Annotated in this window: 20 protein-coding genes and 1 riboswitch; all 20 genes read right to left on the reverse strand. The window is 62.2% G+C overall.

The window, feature by feature from the left end; genetic code table 11:
* Positions 1 to 32: 32 nt before the first annotated feature.
* The 20 genes from cobU to pduF all read right to left on the reverse strand — a co-directional run bounded on the left by cobU (position 33) and on the right by pduF (position 17179).
* Positions 33 to 578 (reverse strand): bifunctional adenosylcobinamide kinase/adenosylcobinamide-phosphate guanylyltransferase, encoded by a 546-nt coding sequence (gene cobU / locus VZP09_RS16035; RefSeq protein ID WP_002915611.1) that lies wholly within the window; start codon positions 576 to 578, stop codon positions 33 to 35.
* Positions 572 to 2095: a cobyric acid synthase gene (locus VZP09_RS16040; RefSeq protein WP_004174595.1), complete on the reverse strand. Its 1524-nt coding sequence runs from the start codon at positions 2093 to 2095 to the stop codon at positions 572 to 574. The genes cobU and VZP09_RS16040 overlap by 7 nt, the downstream gene beginning before the upstream one ends.
* The gene (locus VZP09_RS16045) at positions 2092 to 2916 is read right to left on the reverse strand and encodes an energy-coupling factor ABC transporter ATP-binding protein (RefSeq protein ID WP_002915614.1); all 825 of its coding nucleotides are present in this window, start codon (positions 2914 to 2916) and stop codon (positions 2092 to 2094) included. The genes VZP09_RS16040 and VZP09_RS16045 overlap by 4 nt, the downstream gene beginning before the upstream one ends.
* An 8-nt stretch (positions 2917 to 2924) precedes the next feature.
* Positions 2925 to 3602 (reverse strand): energy-coupling factor ABC transporter transmembrane protein, encoded by a 678-nt coding sequence (locus VZP09_RS16050; protein WP_002915616.1) that lies wholly within the window; start codon positions 3600 to 3602, stop codon positions 2925 to 2927.
* On the reverse strand, positions 3589 to 3870 hold the full coding sequence (locus VZP09_RS16055) for an energy-coupling factor ABC transporter substrate-binding protein (RefSeq protein ID WP_002915619.1): 282 nt from the start codon (positions 3868 to 3870) through the stop codon (positions 3589 to 3591). Before VZP09_RS16055 ends, VZP09_RS16050 begins: the two co-directional genes overlap by 14 nt.
* A 1-nt stretch (position 3871) precedes the next feature.
* Positions 3872 to 4609: a cobalt ECF transporter S component CbiM gene (gene cbiM, locus VZP09_RS16060; RefSeq protein ID WP_002915621.1), complete on the reverse strand. Its 738-nt coding sequence runs from the start codon at positions 4607 to 4609 to the stop codon at positions 3872 to 3874.
* The gene (locus VZP09_RS16065) at positions 4609 to 5319 is read right to left on the reverse strand and encodes a cobalt-factor II C(20)-methyltransferase (RefSeq protein ID WP_002915624.1); all 711 of its coding nucleotides are present in this window, start codon (positions 5317 to 5319) and stop codon (positions 4609 to 4611) included. Before VZP09_RS16065 ends, cbiM begins: the two co-directional genes overlap by 1 nt.
* Positions 5316 to 6110, reverse strand: a complete 795-nt coding sequence (gene cbiK, locus VZP09_RS16070) for a sirohydrochlorin cobaltochelatase (protein ID WP_064153075.1) — start codon at positions 6108 to 6110, stop codon at positions 5316 to 5318. Before cbiK ends, VZP09_RS16065 begins: the two co-directional genes overlap by 4 nt.
* Positions 6111 to 6120: 10 nt before the next feature.
* On the reverse strand, positions 6121 to 6906 hold the full coding sequence (locus tag VZP09_RS16075) for a cobalt-precorrin-6A reductase (RefSeq protein WP_023285512.1): 786 nt from the start codon (positions 6904 to 6906) through the stop codon (positions 6121 to 6123).
* A complete protein-coding gene (locus tag VZP09_RS16080; protein ID WP_004143930.1) occupies positions 6903 to 7628 on the reverse strand; it encodes a precorrin-3B C(17)-methyltransferase in 726 nt (241 codons plus the stop codon). The genes VZP09_RS16075 and VZP09_RS16080 overlap by 4 nt, the downstream gene beginning before the upstream one ends.
* Complete coding sequence (gene cbiG / locus VZP09_RS16085; RefSeq protein ID WP_064153074.1) at positions 7628 to 8683, reverse strand: cobalt-precorrin 5A hydrolase; 1056 nt, start codon at positions 8681 to 8683, stop codon at positions 7628 to 7630. The genes VZP09_RS16080 and cbiG overlap by 1 nt, the downstream gene beginning before the upstream one ends.
* Entirely contained in the window at positions 8664 to 9437 is a 774-nt protein-coding gene (locus VZP09_RS16090) for a cobalt-precorrin-4 methyltransferase (protein ID WP_004149602.1), read from the reverse strand. The genes cbiG and VZP09_RS16090 overlap by 20 nt, the downstream gene beginning before the upstream one ends.
* Positions 9430 to 9999 carry a decarboxylating cobalt-precorrin-6B (C(15))-methyltransferase gene (locus tag VZP09_RS16095; RefSeq protein ID WP_020804170.1) on the reverse strand — a complete coding sequence of 190 codons (570 nt, stop codon included), beginning with the start codon at positions 9997 to 9999 and terminating at the stop codon, positions 9430 to 9432. The genes VZP09_RS16090 and VZP09_RS16095 overlap by 8 nt, the downstream gene beginning before the upstream one ends.
* Positions 9989 to 10594, reverse strand: coding sequence for a cobalt-precorrin-7 (C(5))-methyltransferase (locus VZP09_RS16100; protein ID WP_004174583.1), 606 nt, complete (start codon positions 10592 to 10594; stop codon positions 9989 to 9991). Before VZP09_RS16100 ends, VZP09_RS16095 begins: the two co-directional genes overlap by 11 nt.
* Positions 10588 to 11727 (reverse strand): cobalt-precorrin-5B (C(1))-methyltransferase CbiD, encoded by a 1140-nt coding sequence (cbiD, locus tag VZP09_RS16105; RefSeq protein ID WP_004900269.1) that lies wholly within the window; start codon positions 11725 to 11727, stop codon positions 10588 to 10590. Before cbiD ends, VZP09_RS16100 begins: the two co-directional genes overlap by 7 nt.
* A complete protein-coding gene (locus VZP09_RS16110) occupies positions 11724 to 12359 on the reverse strand; it encodes a cobalt-precorrin-8 methylmutase (RefSeq protein ID WP_002915711.1) in 636 nt (211 codons plus the stop codon). The genes cbiD and VZP09_RS16110 overlap by 4 nt, the downstream gene beginning before the upstream one ends.
* A gap of 10 nt (positions 12360 to 12369) precedes the next feature.
* On the reverse strand, positions 12370 to 13329 hold the full coding sequence (gene cbiB / locus VZP09_RS16115; RefSeq protein WP_328795279.1) for an adenosylcobinamide-phosphate synthase CbiB: 960 nt from the start codon (positions 13327 to 13329) through the stop codon (positions 12370 to 12372).
* Positions 13326 to 14702, reverse strand: a complete 1377-nt coding sequence (locus VZP09_RS16120) for a cobyrinate a,c-diamide synthase (RefSeq protein ID WP_019704766.1) — start codon at positions 14700 to 14702, stop codon at positions 13326 to 13328. Before VZP09_RS16120 ends, cbiB begins: the two co-directional genes overlap by 4 nt.
* Before the next feature lie 93 nt (positions 14703 to 14795).
* Positions 14796 to 14973, reverse strand: a riboswitch (cobalamin riboswitch).
* 281 nt (positions 14974 to 15254) lie between these two features.
* The gene (gene pocR, locus VZP09_RS16125; protein ID WP_004181164.1) at positions 15255 to 16166 is read right to left on the reverse strand and encodes a transcriptional regulator PocR; all 912 of its coding nucleotides are present in this window, start codon (positions 16164 to 16166) and stop codon (positions 15255 to 15257) included.
* Between the two features lie 203 nt (positions 16167 to 16369).
* A complete protein-coding gene (gene pduF / locus VZP09_RS16130) occupies positions 16370 to 17179 on the reverse strand; it encodes a propanediol diffusion facilitator PduF (protein ID WP_004185469.1) in 810 nt (269 codons plus the stop codon).
* Positions 17180 to 17375 lie beyond the last annotated feature (196 nt).

Consider the following 17375-nt stretch of genomic DNA (forward strand, 5'->3'; position numbering starts at 1 on the left):
GCCAGGGCTGGCCCGGTCAGCCAGCGATTGAGTTATTTGATTTTGACGCCGATGCCGGAGACCACCAGCCAGACCGCATCCGCCGCGGCCGCCAGGCGCTGATTAACCCGCCCGGCAATATCGCGAAAATGCCGCGCCAGGCGGTTCTCCGGCACAATGCCCATCCCCACCTCGTTGGTCACCAGCACGACGTGCGCCGGACAGCGCTGACAGGCGGCAATCAGCACGCCAATTTCGTCATCAATAGCCCGTTCCATGGCGGCGTAATCCCAGCCGTCGGGGTCGCTGTCGCCGCCGAGCGCGAACAGCAGGTTGGTGACCATGGTGGTGATGCATTCCAGCAAAATCGCCTCCGCTGGGGCGATAGCCGGGGTGATCAGTTCATCAAGCTGCTGCCAGCGCTCGGCGGTGCGCCAGTGGGCGGGCCTGCCGTCGCGATGATGCTGGATCCTTGCGGCCATCTCGTCGTCAAAGATTTGCGAGGTGGCGATATATAACACCTGCGGCGCATCGGCAATCAGCGCCTCGGCATGGCGACTTTTGCCGCTGCGCGCGCCGCCGGTAACCAGAGTCAGCATAGGGGCTCCTGATGTTGGCGCATGATGGCGTAAATTTTATCGATGGCGATATGTTCGCGCATGGCCTCGGCCAGCCGATCAAACTGGCGGGTTTTATAGCGGGCATACTCCAGGGCGCTGTCCAGCGGCGCCAGCCCTTTGCGCTGGCGCAGGCCGTTGAGCAGCGCCCGGGTAAAGGCATCGCTGTCGAACAGGCCATGGAGATAGGTGCCGAACGCCAGGCCGTCGTCGCTTATCGCCCCGTCGTCTACTGCCTGCCCCGCTTTATGCAGTTGCAGCAGGGGCGGGCAGCCTGCCTCGCGGCGCGTCTCGCCCATATGAATTTCGTAGCCACTGACGCGCAGCCCCGCCGCGTCGGCTAACCAATCCGGGAGCGCAGACCCCAGGGTCGCCTGCACCTGGGTGGTGGTTTTGTGCTGGGCGAAGTGGGTCACGGTCTTCAGCACCCCCAGCCCGGGCTGGGCGCCAAGGCCAGACTCCACCTCATCGATAATGGTTTCGCCCAGCATCTGATAGCCGCCGCAGATCCCCAGCAGCGGCACCTTGCGCTGCCGGGCCTGCTCGACCGCGTGCGCCATGCCGCTCTCGCGCAGCCAGCACAGATCGCCGAGGGTATTTTTACTGCCCGGGAGAATGACCAGGTCGGCGTCGGCCAGCGCCTGCGGATCGCGGACATAGCGCACCCGGACGTCTGGCTGTGCCGCCAGGGCGTTAAAGTCGGTAAAATTGGCAATATGCGGCAGGTGAACCACGGCGATGTCGATATCGCGCCGGTCGGTGCGATGGTATTTCCCGGCCTGCAGCGCGACGCCGTCCTCATCCTCAAGATCCACGTCAAGCCATGGCATAACGCCCAGCACCGGCACCCCGGTCAACGCCTCGATTTGCTCTATCCCGGAGCGCAGGAGCGCCACATCGCCGCGGAATTTATTGATGATCACCCCTTTCACCCGCGCCCGCTCCTGAGGCTGCAGCAGCGCCAGCGTGCCGTAAATCGCGGCAAACACCCCGCCGCGGTCGATATCGGCCACCAGGATCACCGGGCATTGCGCCATCTCGGCCATGCCCATATTGACGATATCGCGGTCGCGCAGGTTAATCTCCGCCGGACTGCCGGCGCCTTCCAGCACCAGCGCCTCATACTCTCCGGCCAGGCTCTGGTAGACCGCGAGGATCTGCTCGCGCAGGCGCGGCTTGTACTGGTGATAGCTCACCGCATCCATGCTGGTCGCCACCTGCCCCATCAGGACCACCTGCGCCTGACGGTCGCTGGTGGGCTTGAGCAAAATCGGATTCATGCGGACATCCGGCGCAATCCCGGCCGCTTCGGCCTGGAAAATCTGCGCCCGGCCCATCTCTTTGCCATCCGGCGTAATGCCGGAGTTCAGCGCCATATTCTGTGATTTAAACGGCGCGGTACGCAGCCCATCCTGATGAAAAATGCGGCACAATCCCGCCACCAGCACGCTTTTCCCAACGTCGGAAGCCGTGCCCTGCAACATCACTGCCAGCGTCATGACGCCTCCTTTATCGCGCCTATCGCGTTGTTGTGCATCCGCTGAAAAAACTCCGCCTCGGTTTTACACAGCGGCAGCCCCAGTTCGCTATGAAGTTTCACCAGCCACGGCTGCGTCAATCCCGCCCTGTCCATCGTCTCCGCGCAGGCAAATACCTCGCCGGGATCCCCCGCGGCCAGTACTTCGCCGTGACGCAGCACGTAAACGGCGTCGCTCACCTCATAGATCAGATCGATATCGTGGCTGGAGATCACCACGCGCCGCCCCTGCCCGACAATGCGGCGGATGATGGCGATCATCTGCGCCCGCCCGCGTGGATCGAGGCCCGCGGTGGGCTCGTCAAGCAGCAGGTAGCGCGCCTGCAGCACCAGCGCCCCGGCGATTGCCACCCGTTTTTTCTGCCCATGGCTGAGGCACTGGATCGGCTGCTGGCGAAACCCCTGGGCATCGACGAGGGTCAACGCCTCATCCACCCGGCGGGCGATCTCCTCTTCCGCCACCCCGAGGTTACGCAGACTAAAAGCGATATCGCTGTCGATATCGGTATAGAATATTTGCTGGTCCGGATCCTGAAACACCGTCGCCACCTGCTGGCGCAGCGCCAGCAGACCGCGCTTGCTGTAATTCAGCGCCTCTCCCTGCCACAGCACCGCCCCCTGCTGCGGGCGCAGCAGGCCGCTCAGGTTCATAAACAGCGTCGACTTTCCGCAGCCGTTGGCCCCCACCAGGCCGGTCACCGCATGGCGGGAAAAATCCAGCGTCAGCCCTTTAAGTACCGGCTCATCCTGATAGCGAAACCAGAGATCGGTTGTGGCAAGCATACTTATCCTTAGAGGTGAAAATCACCCTGGTACAATTTGATATCCAGCGCCGTGCTCATCTGCTGATAGCGCAGGAGGACGCGGGTGAACAGCAGTCCCACCAGCATCGCCAGCGAGCGATAGCCCTGCGGCACGCTACCATAGCCAAAACGCAGGGTTTGCGCGCGGTGAATCGCCATCGCCTCGTCCAACAGAATAAAAATGAAGCGCCAGGTCAGCAGGATCTGCTCCGTCAACAGCCGCGGTACGCGACCGCGCTTGAGCAAGATAATCAGCTGTGGGAAAGGCAGATTAAGCACCAGCCAGAGCGTGGCCGCCATCGCTGCCAGGCTGCGCCAGAAGGTCTCCCCGGCCACGGCCAGCCCCGGAGCGGAAATCCCTATCGAGAAAGCGCCCAGCCGCAAGCTCGCTAACAGCATCTGCGGGTCGCGGCTAACGCTGAACAGAATGGTCAGCACGCCGACCAGCAAAAAGCCAAAGGGTAGCGCCATCCAGCGGCACCAGCGCCAGAATGAGACCCGCAGCAGCCAGCAGGTCAGCGCGGCGGTCAGCGCCAGCGTCAGCGCCTGGCCCCACGCCGGCAGCGTAAAGGCCAGCGCCATCAGCAGTAGCCAGAGCAGAAACTTCCGCTCTGGCGCCACCTGCAACCAGCGGCTCTGGTAGCTGAGTCGGTCAAACCCGGTCATCACGGCGCTGTCTGCCCCTCGCATATCCGAGAATGTAAAAAATCACCGCCGCGCCAAGCGAGCCCTGCAGGGTAAACAGCAGACTCTCAATCTCGCCGCTCGCCGGTTCATATAGCGGCTGGAACCAGGGTTGATAATCCGGCGCCACCACCTGGATCTGGCTCTCCGCTTCGCCGTCCGAGCCGCCAAACTCGCCGCCGTGGTTAATAAAAAATGGCAGGATCATCAGGGCGGCCACCATCGCCAACAGGATCAGGGTCTTTTTCATATTAATGTGCCTCCGCGGCGATCAGTCGCCGTTTGGTTAGCTGATCGTAGATCATCACGGTGAGCAAGCCTTCCGCGATGGCGATCGGGATCTGCGTCAGGCAGAAGATGCCCATAAACTTGGCGATCGATCCGCCTGCCCCGGTTGCCGGATCGGGAAAAGCCACCCCGAGCTGGACGGAGGTGACAAAGTAGGTCATCAGATCCGCCAGCATGGCGCAGAGAAAGACCCCGACATCGCGACGGATCCCCGCCCGACAGGCCAGCTTCCACACCAGATAGCCGACCATCGGGCCGATCACCGCCATCGACATCCCGTTGGCGCCAAGGGTGGTCAGGCCGCCATGCGCCAGCAGCAGCGCCTGGAACAGCAGAACGATCGCCCCCAGCACCGCCACCACGCCCGGCCCGAAGAGGATCACCGCCAGACCGACGCCGGTCGGATGCGAGCAGCTGCCGGTCACCGACGGGATCTTCAGCGCCGAAAGAACAAAAATAAACGCCCCGCAGAGGGCCAGCAGCACCTTCTGATTGCTCTCTTCCTGAACGATACGCCGCAGGCGCACCAGGCCGTACCACAGGCAGGGTAAAAACAGCAGCCACCACGCCAGCGCCCACATCGGCGGCAAAAAGCCCTCCATGATATGCATGGCGAACGCCTCCTGCGGGACGATGATCAGCAGAACAGCGGCCGCCAGCCCCCCATACGAAAGCTGCTTCAGCGATTTCACCTGATTCATTACGCCTCCTCCCACTGTTTGTTAACCAGGATGGTCGAGAAATAGGGCAGCGGCTGGTCATCGCTGACCTCGCGCAGACGACGCCAGCACTGCTCGCCCGGCAGGGTNGCCTCTGACATCATCAGCGCCGCATCCAGCAGCCCCGCCTGCGCCAGCAGCGCCTTAATGCGGGCGAAGCGGCCGTAGACTTTCATCAGCACCAGACTGTCATGCTGGCGCAGCGCCGCGGCAATGTCCGCTTCCGGCGCGGTGCAGGAGATCACCGCCAGCGACTGCTGCTCCATGGCCAGCGGGGTTTTCGCCCGCGCGGCAATGGCGGCGAAGGAGGTAACGCCAGGGACAATCTCCAGCCACTCCGGGCAGCCAATCCGCTGCAGCAGAAAGACCCAGGTGCTGAACAACATGGCGTCGCCGAGGGTGATAAACCCGACCTGCCTGCCCGCCGCCACCTCCTGGGCCAGCGCCGCGGCAACGTCGTTCCACACCGCCTCTTTTTCCGCGCTGTCGGCGCTCATCGGAAAATGGCAGCAGCGGACCTCCGTGTGTGCGCCCAGGTACTCGCGTACGATGGAGAGCGCCAGGCTGTCGCCGCCTTTGCGGCCGGCTGGCGCATACAGCACATCCAGCTGGCCGAGGATCCGCGCCGCACGCACGGTGATCAGATCGGCCGCCCCCGGCCCGCTGCTCAGGGCGTATAGTTTGCCGCTCATGCTGCTTTCTCCATCGTGTCGTTCAGCGCCTGCTGCAGATGGGCGACAAACATCGCCCGCACCGCCGGATTCTCCCCTAACCCGTTAAGCCACGGCGTGGCGGGGATACCGGCGGCATTGAAGCGGGTTTTCCACGAATCGTCTTCGTCGGAGGCCATATCATTAATGGCATGATCGCCGGCCACCAGCATCAGCGGCATCAGATGCACGCCGGTCACGCCCTGGCGGGAGAGTTCGTTAATGACGATGTCCACTTCGGGATAGCTTTCCACCGCCCCCACCCGCGCCGGAAAACCCTGCACCGCCATCATATGATCCAGACAGGCGTAGGCCGCGAAGGCGTGGTGGCTGGCGCCGTGCCCCATAAACACCACTCGCTCCGTCGCCGCCAGCGGCGGCATCTGCTGGCGCAGGGCCTGCATCAGCTGCACATAATCGCCATTACCGCTCAACAGCGGCGCGCCCAGCGTCAGACGCTGAAAGCGCGGGCGCATGCTCTGCACTTCGCGAACGATCTTCTCGTACTCGTCGCCGTTGATAATGTGCAGGGACTGGATCGCCACATCCTGGTATCCCTGCTCGGCCAGCTTTTGCAGAGCCTGCAGCGGAGTATCGATATGAATACCGTCGCGCTGCTGCAGTTTGCGAATAATCATCCCCGAGGTGAAGGCGCGGAACAGCGTGCGGTCCGGGCAGCTGGCGGCCAGATCGCGCTCGCAGGCGGCGATGTTCTTCTCGCGGGTGTCGTGATAGCTGGTGCCAAAGCTCACCACCAGAAGTGCTTTTTTCATATCCTCTTCCTCAAGTCGCCGACAGCCAGCGCGTCAACCGCGTAGTGAAATCGGCCTGGCTTTGCAGTAGTTCATCGCCCGTCACCAGCGGCGCCGGACGGGTAATGACGATGCAGGGGATCCCCGCATCAAGACAGGGTTGTACTTTTTCCTGATAGCCTCCTTCCGCCCCCGAGGCTTTCGTCACCACAACATCGGCCCGGCACTGGCGATAAAAGGCGGCGTTAAATTCGGCGCTGAACGGCCCGCAGAGGGCGAAGATCTCCCCGACGCCAAACCCCAGATCGCTACAGTGCTGAACCACCTCCGGCACCGGCAGCACCCGGGCGAGCAGCGTTTTCTCCGCCAGTCCCGCCCGCCAGGCCGCCAGATCTTTGCTGCCGGTGGTCAGCAGGATCCGCTCGCCGAGGCGACGAGCCACCGCGCAGGCCTCGTTCAGATCGCCGACCACGTGAAGTAGCGGATGGCGCAGATCGCTCAGCTGCTCCGGCCTTTGATAGCGGCTGAGCAGAACCCCGACGCTGGCGCAGGCGCGCACAATATTCTGGCTGACCACCTCGGCGTAGGGGTGAGAGGCATCGATCACCCAGCGGGTGCGCTGCGCTCTGAGCCACTCCGCCATCTGCTGCCACTCCATTCGCCCGCAGCGTATCTGCCCGCGGATATCGCCGGCCAGCCGCTCGCCGGTAGGGGTCGCCACCGACAGGGTGTAGCGCACGTCGGCGGCGTCCAGCTGCTGGCAGATCGCCCGCGCATCGCTGGTGCCCCCGATAACCAGCACGTCGCCGTGATTCACAGCGCGTAGCCTCGCGGGGTGATCATCAGGCCGTTGTCGATGTAAGTCGCTTTGTTGCCAACGATCACCAGACTGGTCATATCCACTGGGGCAAAATCCATCTCCCCGAGGGTGGTCAGCCATTTCTCCTGCTTTTTGCGTCCGGCGGATTTGACTACGCCGACCGGCGTATCTGCGCTTTTACTGGCCGCCAGCAGCGCAAAGGCGCGCGCCAGATGTCCTTCGCGGCCGCGGCTGCGGGGGTTGTAGAAACAGATAACGAAGTCCGCTTCCCCGGCGGCGACTATGCGTTTTTCAATCACCGGCCAGGGCGTCAGCAGATCGCTAAGGCTGATATGGCAGAAATCATGCATCAGCGGCGCGCCGAGCAGCGAGGCGGCGGCGATACTGGCCGTCATCCCTGGGATCAGACGGACCTCAATGTCCAGCTGCTGCTTATTGACCAGCTCCAGCACCAGCCCCGCCATGCCGTAGATGCCGGCGTCGCCGCTGCTGATCAGCGCAACGTTGTGCCCGGCCTGCGCCAGCTCGATGGCCGCCTGGCAGCGCTCAATCTCTTTGCACATGCCGGTTTTGATCACCTGCTTGTCGCCGGTAAAGGCTTTTACCAGGTGGGTGTAGGTCTTGTAGCCCACCACGATCTCTGCCGCCTGCAGGGCCTCCACGGCTTCCATGGTCATCATCGCCTGCGAGCCAGGGCCAATTCCGATTACGCTTAACATCAGTGTGTTACTCCCAAAGTAATGGTCACGCCCTGCTCACGCAGGGTTTCGCCGGACAGGTTTCCCTGACTCAGCAGCCAGGCCACCGGGCCGGAGACGCTGCCGACGCCGACCGTCTCCCGGACAAAAGACGAGGCCGGAAAGCGGTGCTCGTGCTCGCGCAGCGCCTCGGCGCTGAAGGTTTCGAACGGCACCCGGCAGCGGCGAGCCAGCTGGCGCAACCCCGGCTCGTTTGCCTTCAGGCTCACGCTGCCGATCGCTTTCAGCGCCAGCGGGTCAAGACGCTGAGCGGCAAGCTGGCGATCCAGCAACGTACTGAGCAGCGCGCAGGGGGTGTCGCGCCGACAGCCGATCCCCGCCACCACCCGCTGGGGCACCAGCTTCCAGTGAGGCACCGGCAGCGGCGGCAGCGACCGGCGCAGGGTGACGCAGATCAGGGCGTCGAGCGCCGGCAAGCGCGCCAGGTCGCTTACCGGGATAAACCCGCGCCGGTCGCAGCGGCTTAGCGCCCCGGTGAATTCGCCGTCGCACCACAGCCCCACCCGCTTACCGCTCACCAGCATCTGGTTAACAGTTTTCACCGCCGCGCGAAAATCGGTCATCCGGGCGTTCAGCTGGAAGGCCAGCGTGTCGAGGGCGGCCAGCTCGTTGACGTCGGTGGCGGTGGTGATCACCGGGTCGGCGTCGAGCATCCCGGCGAGATAGCGGGTCAGCGCATTGGCCCCCCCGGCATGGCCGGAGAGCAAGCTGATGACGTGCCGGGCGCGCTCATCAATCACCACCACCGCCGGGTCGCTGAGCTTGTCATTCACCAGCGGGGCCAGCACCCGCACGGCAATCCCGGTGGCGCCGATAAAAATCAGCGCCGAGAAGCTGCTGAACGCCTCGCGGGCAGCGCTGGCAACGCCGCCGTTGAAGGGGATAAACCCCTCTTCCTGCAGCGCTTCGCTGGTGTAACAGGTAAGCGGCAGCATGGCCGCCAGCCGTTTTGCCAGCCGCACGCCGCCGGGCGTCAGGCAAAACAGGGCAATGGATTCAGGCTTTACGGTATTCATGGCTAAAATCCGCTGCGTACAGTTTTGAGTAGTGATACTCATCGCCGAGGAAGGGGCCGACCAGGATCAGCGCCGTTTTGCGGATCCCGGCGTCGCGTACTTTGTCGCCGATGTCCGCGAGGGTACCGCGGACGGTCTGGCTTTCCGGCCAGGTGGCCTTGTAGATCACCGCGACCGGGGTGGTCGCGGGGTAGCCGCCCTCCACCAGCCGCTCCGCCACCCGGTGAATACGTTGCACCGACAGGTAAATCGCCATCGAGGTTTGATGGCTGGCAAAGGCTTCCAGCTGTTCGCGCGCGGGAACCGGCGTGCGCCCTTCCAGACGGGTAATAATCAGACTCTGCGAGACTTCGGGTACCGTGTACTCCACCCCCAGCTCCGCCGCCGCGCCGAGGAAAGCGCTGACGCCCGGCACCACCTGCCAGCGGATCCCGCGGCGGGTCAGCTCTTCGCCCTGCTCGCGCACCGAGCCATATAGCGAGACGTCGCCCGTCTGCAGACGCACCACCGTTTTTCCCGCCTTCACCCCCGCCTCCATCAGGTCGAGGATCTGCTCCAGATGCAGCGCGGCGCTGTCGTGGCACTCCGCCTGTGGCGGACAGTAGGCCAGTAGCTCGGTGTTGATCAGCGACCCGGCGTAGATCACTACCTGCGCCTGCTGTAGCAGACGGTAGCCTTTGAGAGTAATCAGTTCGCGATCGCCTGGACCGGCGCCGACGAACCACACGCAATGGGGATCAAAAGTCTCAGCCATGGTTTTCTTCCTTCTGACAGGCGATGACAAAAACGGGATTATGGGGTTTGAAGTAGTGGCCGCTGCCCAGGGTAGCCAGGGTGGAGACCGCCAGCTGCTGGCAGTCCACCTCGTGGATGCCGCTCTGCCGCAGGTGCGCCAGAGCGCTATGAAGGTTTTCCTGCAAAATAAAAGTCATCACCAGCCGGCCGCCGGGATGCAGCTGCGCCAGCGACCAGTCGATCAGCGCCGTCAGGTGGCCGCCGCTGCCCCCCATAAAGATCGCGTCGGCTTTGTCGGCGACCGCCAGCGGCGCAACGCCCGCCACGATAGCGATGTTGTTGCAGCCAAAGCGCTGCCGGTTCTCCGCCAGCAGGCGCAGCGCGTCGGCCTGACGCTCAATCGCCGTCACCCGCAGCGCCGGGTTCTGTAGAGCAGCCTCAATGCTGACGCTGCCGGTGCCCGCGCCGATATCAATCAGATGGCGCGCCCGGTGCAGCTCCAGCTTCGCCAGCGCCAGCGCGCGCACGGCCTCTTTGGTCATCGGCACCTGGGCGCCGCGCAAAAACAGCTCATCTTTCATCGAGGATCACCACCGCATTCATCTCATATTCGTCCTCCACGGCGCTGACCGGCAGCCAGTGGATCCGCTCGTTTTCCATCGCCAGGTTCTCGCCTATCACCATCCAGCGATGGCCTTTGCCGCGGGCCATCAGCTGGGCGGCTATCTCCCGCGGTCCGCAGCGGCCGTCGGTCACCATGGCGACTTTCCGGTGGGCGGCCAGAGCATCGAAGCTCACCGCCCGGCCATGGCTGCTGGTCAGCCACATATCGTTCATGTCGATGCCCGCCCGGGCGCAGAGGTACTGCACCGCGCTGATGCCGGGGATCACCTGCACTCGTTCCCGGCCAAAATGGGCAATCAGCCGGGTGCCAATGCCATAGAACAGCGGATCGCCAGAGGCCAGCACCACGACGCGGCGCCCGGTACGGGCCTCAATCCACGCCAGCAGCGCCGGCATATCGGCCCCCAGCGCGAAGCGCTCGCCGGCGAAGTCGGGAAACTGCTGGAGATGGCGGCTGCCGCCCACCAGCGCCTCAGCGGCGGCGATTGCCTCGCGCGCGGCCGGGATCAGCCACTGCAGCCCCGCCGGGCCCATTCCCACAACCGTCAACATGTCAGCTCCCGGGCAATCGCCTCCAGCGGACGGCTGCTGCCCAGTACCTGGTTATCAAAAGAAAACAGAACCGCGTCGCAGGTGGGCGGTTGCTGAGTGAAGCGCAGCATCTCAAGAACACGCTGGCAGATTCGCTCAGCCAGATGGTTATAGAGGCGCTGGTATCCCCAGGCGTCGATATGCTCCATTGCCGCTTCGGTAGTGTCGCACTCGCTGACCAGCGTCAGCAGCGGCAGCGGCGCGCCAAGCAGCGCCAGATGAGCGACGAGAGTTTCCATCCGCGCATCGGCGATATGGCTGTGGGTATGAAAGATCCCGGCGGCGATTTTGATCAGTTTGCCGGGATGGCCAATGAGCACAATCTGGCGGAAACCGAGCCGAACCGCCTCTTCAATCATGTAGCCGACGAAGTTGCTCATGGTGACCACCATCTGCGGGTCGATGCCCATCTGCTCGCGGACAAAGCGCTCACCGTGGTTGCCCGGCACCAGCACCACGCGCTCCAGCCCGGCGGCGCGTTTTATCTCCAGCTCGAGGGAGAGCGAGCGCTTCCAGCTCTCTTCCGACATCGGGGTAACGATCCCCGTGGTGCCGATAATCGAGATGCCGCCGAGGATCCCCAGCCGGGCGTTATAGGTTTTTTGCGCGCGAAGCGCGCCTTCCGGGGCAAAAATCTCCACCTGCGCGCCGCGGGTAGGACCTATCGCTTCGCGCACGGCGGTCTCGATGGTGTGCCGCGGAGTGCGGTTTATCGCCGGGCTGCCTGTCGGCAGGCCGATCCCTTTGCGGGTCACCGTGCCGATACCCTCCCCGCCCTGCAGGCTAATCTCTCCGCTGTCATTGAGGGTGACCCGGGCAAAAATCAGCATGCCGTGGGTGGCGTCGACATCATCGCCGCCGTCTTTACGGATCGCGGCGACCGCCTGCTGCCCTTCGACGTGCGGGGACTCAACGTTCAGGCACAGGGTGACGCCGGAGGGGGTGACGATCGAGACCTGATGAATCAGATGCTGGCGCATCACCATCAGCGCCGCCACTTTTGCCGCCGCTGTGGCGCAGGAGCCGGTGGTGTAGCCCTTGCGCAGCGCTTTGCCGTGATGCCACACCGGGGCGTCAAAGGTCTGATCGCTCATTGCGCCTCCCGCAGGTGGTAAAGCAGAGCGTTCACAATCGCTGCCGCCACGTTGCTTCCCCCTTTGCGGCCGAGCGCGGCGATGGCCGGCAGGCCGCTCTCGCTGAGCGCCGCTTTCGACTCCGCCGCGCCGACGAACCCGACCGGCACCCCCACCACGCCGCCGATGGCGGTCTCGCGATGTTCCAGCAGGCGAAACAGCGCGGTTGGCGCATTGCCGAAGACGAACACTTTCTCCCCGGGCTCCTGCACCGCAATATCCACCGCCGCCATCGAGCGGGTCATCCCCCGGCTTTGCGCCTCGCGCACCACCCGCGGGTCGCTGATATAGCAGCGGCATTCGCCGCCAAAGCGGGCCAGCAGGGTTTTGTTGATCCCGGACAGCGCCATGGTGGTATCGGTATACAGCGTGCAGGGCCGGCTCAAGGCCTCACTCAGCGCGATCAGGGCATCCGGAGAAAACCACAGAATATCCAGCCAGTCGAAGTCAGCGGTGGTGTGGATCACCCGCTTGATAATCGCCTCGTGCAGCGGGCTGGCGAAACGGTAGTCCGGTCGCGTTTCGGCGATGATCTCGCTGATGATGTCGAAGCTTTTCGCCTCGATCGCCTGCGGTTGTTGGATGTACTGCATCAGGTTCTCCTCAGGCCGCGCCGACCAGCCAGTAGCGCACGCCGATAAACAGCGCCAGCGCCAGGCTTGCCGCCACCCACATTAATCGAATGGTTCGGGAAATATCGTCCACCGCGATGTCGCGGACGGCGTCGCCTATCCAGGGCTTTTCAACGCGCTGGCCGAAGTAATCGTTCGGGCCGCCAAGGCGGATCCCCAGCGCGCCGGCGACGGTCGCTTCCGGCCAGGCGCAGTTAGGACTGCTGTGCTGATAGCGATCGCGCCAGCCCGTACGCAGCGCCCGGGCGCCATCTTCCCGGCATAGCACCGCGGCAAGGCTGAGCAGCAGCCAGCTCAGCCGGGCGGGAAGGAAGTTGGCTACATCATCAAGACGAGCGCTGACCATGCCGATCGCCCGGTATTTTTCGTGTTTATAGCCGACCATGGAATCGAGGGTGTTGACCGCTTTATAGGCCATGGCCAGCGGCGCGCCGCCGAGGAGCAGGAAAAAGAGCGGCGCGATAATGCCATCCACCGTGTTCTCCGCCACGGTCTCCACCACCGCACGGTTGATCTGCGCTGGCTGGAGCTGAGAGGTATCGCGCCCGACAATCCAGGAGAGCTTATGCCGGCTTTCGGCGAGATCTCCGGCCTGCAGCGGCCGGGCCACCGCCATCGCCGACTGTGCCAGACAGCGTCCCGCCAGCGCGGTGAAGATCATCCACACTTCCACCAGCCATCCAAGCCAGGGGTGGATCCCGTGCGCCAGCGCCAGTACGCCCCAGGCCACGCCCCATGTCAGGCCGATAACCACCAGCCACATCACCCCGCCGCCGATGCGCAGCGCCCGGTCGCTATGGCAGACGCGTCGCACTACACGCTGGCTGACGGCGATCAGGCGACCTATCCAGCGCACCGGATGCGGCCAGTGCGGCGGATCGCCAATGACGACATCAAGTATCCAGGCTACACACCAGGCGAGAAGGGTCATAGCGCCCTCCTTGCTGCCCGCAACCAGTGGTTGAGCATGGTGGGACGCTGGGCAAAATGGACATGGAGATAGCTGGCAAAGGCGCTGCCGGACTGCCATCCTCCCTGCCACTGCTGGAGCGTCTTACCGTCTCGCTGTTTACGGCAGGCCAGTACGGCGGGGGTGGCGGGAGAAAAATCGGAGTAATGAAATTCATGGCCGCGCAGCCACTCGCCAGGGGCTGCCAGCAGCGTCTGCTGCTGCGCCTGCGCTTCGCAGTAGCCGAACCGGGTCAGACGCGTCCCCATTCGGCTGTGTCCGGGAATAATATCCGCCATCGTGTAGCGCTCGCCGCTGGTGACTTCCAGGGTCGTGCCCAGATACATCAGGCCGCCGCACTCGGCGTAGATCGCCACCCCGCGCCGGTGCGCCGCGCGAAGCTGTGTCAGCATCTCGTGGTTAGCGGATAGCCCGGCCGCATGCAGCTCCGGATAGCCGCCGCCGAGCCAGATCATCTGGCAGGCCGGCAGCTGGCGATCGCGCAGTGGGCTAAAGCGCACCATCTTCACGCCGCAGCGCGCCAGCAGCGCCAGGTTATCGGGGTAATAAAAATTGAAGGCCTCATCGTCGGCGAGGGCCAACGTCAGTCCTTCGCCGGCATCGGCGGCAAGCTGTTCTCCCCACTCGCCGATCGGCATGGCGGCCAGTTCGCTGAGGGCCAGCAGCCGGTCTATGTCGAGGGTGCGCCCCAGCAGGCTGGCAAAATCCCGCCATGCCTGCTGATTGACCACCGACTCGCGGGCGGTCACCAGTCCCAGATGTCGTTCGGGCAGCGCCACGCCTTCCACGCGCGGCACATAGCCGAGCACTGGCACCTGACAGTAGCGCTCAATGGCGCTTTTCAGCAGCTGGAAGTGCGCGTCGCTGTTGACCCGATTGACGATAACGCCAGCGATGTCGAGAGCCGGATCAAAATGTTGAAAACCCATCACCGTGGCGGCGATGGAGGTCGACACCGCTTTGCCATCCACCAGCAAAATCACCGGGCAGCCAAGCTGCTTAGCCATTGCCGCGCTGCTGCAGTAGTTAGGGTCGGTGCCGTAGCCGTCATACAGGCCCATCACCCCTTCGATAACCGCGATATCGGCCTGCTGTAGCTGTTCGGTAAACAGCGCGTTGAGTATCGGGGCGGGAAGCATAAAGCTGTCGAGATTGCGGGAAGCGATGCCGCTGATGGCGGTGTGCCAGGCGGTATCCAGGTAGTCAGGCCCGACTTTACAGGGTTGCACCCGCATACCGCGCTGTTGGAGCAAGCTGAGCAGGCCGAGCGTAACGGTGGTTTTGCCACAACCGCTGCCGGTACCCGCAAGAATGAACGCACGCCTGGTTGCCATACCCTGTCCTGTTCTGGCGGTCAGGGTATAGCTACGCGCATGCCTGGTCCTGCGACCACGCACCGCTAAGCCACCCACTTCCCACCGAAGTTGTTGGTCAGTTACCGGCAGGCAGGTCTTCTGGCTTAGCCTCGTTCTCGCCCGCCCTTCCCAATCTTTCGATCAGTGGTTTTTGCGGGGTCGTCAGCATCACAGCAGCGGGGGCTGCGGGGGATTTACACCCCCTTCCCTGACACCAAACTGGTGTCGAACCTGTCGGTTTGTTTCGCCGATGCGCCCTGCATCGACGGGTATTACTTTATGTTTTCTTTTACCGTTTCATCACTCGTCACAATGACGTCAGTGAAGGAAAGCGGTGTTGTGATAATCAGCTGTCTCGTATTAACGGACACTCTATCTCATCACAAAAATAAAAACTGGTGTAGTTTATCCCTCGAATATCACTATTTTGTTGCGCTATGACAATTTATTGCTCTACTGTCGTTTTTTTCATTTTATATTGATGAAGATACTCGGGGATATCAAAAATCGGCAATAGCAAAATATTGTCATTTAAAAAGACTCAGTTTGTGATCCGGCATTAATTTGCTGACGAAATGCCTGCGGCGTTACCTGATAGGTCTGGCGAAACACTTTGCAAAAATAGCTGGTTTGCGAAAAACCTAAATTCCGCGCGATGCTGGCGATGCTCCAGTCGCTGTGGCATAGCAGCTCTTTTGCGCTCGCCATCCGCTGCTGATTGACCCAGGCGTTAAAACCGATCCCCTGATACTTTTTAAACAGTTTGCTGAAGTAGTACGGGCTGAGATAGACATGCGCCGCCACATCCTCCAGACGCAGCTCATCGGAGAGATGCGCGTCGATATAGCGCAGCGCCTTCTTCATTTTGCCATCGTGCGGCGAGGGCGCCCGGCTGGCCTGCGCCGGGTCGTTCTGCGACGGGTTATCTTTGATAACCACAAAGTTGAGCTGTTTTTTCAGGCAATTCTCGACGATCAGCTTCAGCAGATCCGCCGAAGCGATAACCCGCGAATAGTCCATCTCCGGCACATCGCGAAACGCCTGGACCAGCGCCGGATCGTCCTGCCAGCGGTCATCGACGTTCAAGATATCAACCAGTTCAACATCATTGCTCAGACGCACCTGCCCGCACAGCACGAAGCCGACCAGGTGGCCGGCGATCACCAGCGGGATGGAAAAATCGGTTAACCCCGCATGACAGCGGTAGATACACAGCTGGTCTTTTTTCGAGGCTTCCAGCCCGCCGCAGCGGTCGCTCATGCGACAGCGTCCGCTGTGCTCCGGGTGCTGACGCATCAGCTGGCAAAACGGCGTGAAATTAAACAATTCAGAAATCTCATCACCGTGAATATTGACGACCACAACCGCCAGACTGGTGGCTTGCGCAAAATCCTGTGCGATTTTATTGATGAGTTCTGAGTTCAAGGTACTCGCAGAAATCATGATAAAACCCCTCAGTTAATTTTTTGTTATAAATAAAACATATTTTTCATATTTACCTTTTTTAGCATCAGATCCCATCGACGATAAAAAAGTGCATTGACAATAACAAAAGTCTCCCAACCCGGGGAGACTTTTTGAGCGGTTCGTGATATCGGTTCATGAAATTAGCCTGGCTATTTCACAGATACATTCCCCTTATGACGCTAACGCGTATTTTCTTCCTCCACGCAGGTATGACAGGGCAGATTATTGGCGATAAGAAAACGATAAATTGCGGCGCCGAGGCAGGCCCCTAACAACGGTGCGATAATGGGCACGATAAAATAGGGAATATCTCTTCCCCCGGTCATGGCGATATTGCCCCACCCGGCGAACCAGGTGAACAATTTCGGGCCAAAATCGCGTGCCGGATTCATCGCGAAGCCGGTAAGCGGCCCGGTCGAGGCGCCGATCACCGCCACCAGAATGCCAATCAACAGCGGCGCCAGTGGGCCCTTGGGTACGCCGTTGCCATCATCGGTGAGCGCCATGATCATCCCCATCAGCATCGAGGTGATCACCACCTCCACCAGCGCCGCATGCCAGATGCTGAGCTCAGGCGCCGGGTAGGTACTGAATATACTGGCCAGCTGCAGGCTTTCCAGGCTGCCGCGCACCATATGATGCACCGTTTCAAATTGCGTAAACAGGGTGCTGTAAAGTATCCAGGCCAGCACGGCGCCGCCAAACGCGCCGGCGACCTGAGCCAGGATATAGGGCACCACTTTTCTGCCCGGGAAGCAGGCAAACAGCCACAGGGCGACGGTGACCGCGGGGTTCAGATGTCCCCCCGAAATGCCGGCCGTCAGGTACACCGCCAGAGAAATACCCAGTCCCCAGATAATACAGATCTCCCACAGCCCCAGGCTGGCGCCGGTCAGTTTCAGGGCGCTCAGGCAGCAGATACCAAAAAACAGAAACAGCCCGGTGCCTAAAAACTCGGCGATACATTGCGCGCGTAAAGAACCATTCATTGTGACACCTCGTGACGAAGTTCGTGTCCAGGCCAGCCAACCATCCGCTGGCTCGTTGGGTACGGCGAGGCCCACTATAGAAACCGGCAGCGGCAAAGTGTTGGCATCCTGCGGAAATCGGGCGGCGTAAAGTCGCCGAAGAAGAATAATTTATTGCTATTTGTTCGCGAATCCATGCAGCAATGGCGGGCGTTCA

Origin of the sequence: Klebsiella sp. EMBS2024 (assembly GCF_036233805.1) — a bacterium.
GTDB lineage: Bacteria > Pseudomonadota > Gammaproteobacteria > Enterobacterales > Enterobacteriaceae > Klebsiella > Klebsiella pneumoniae.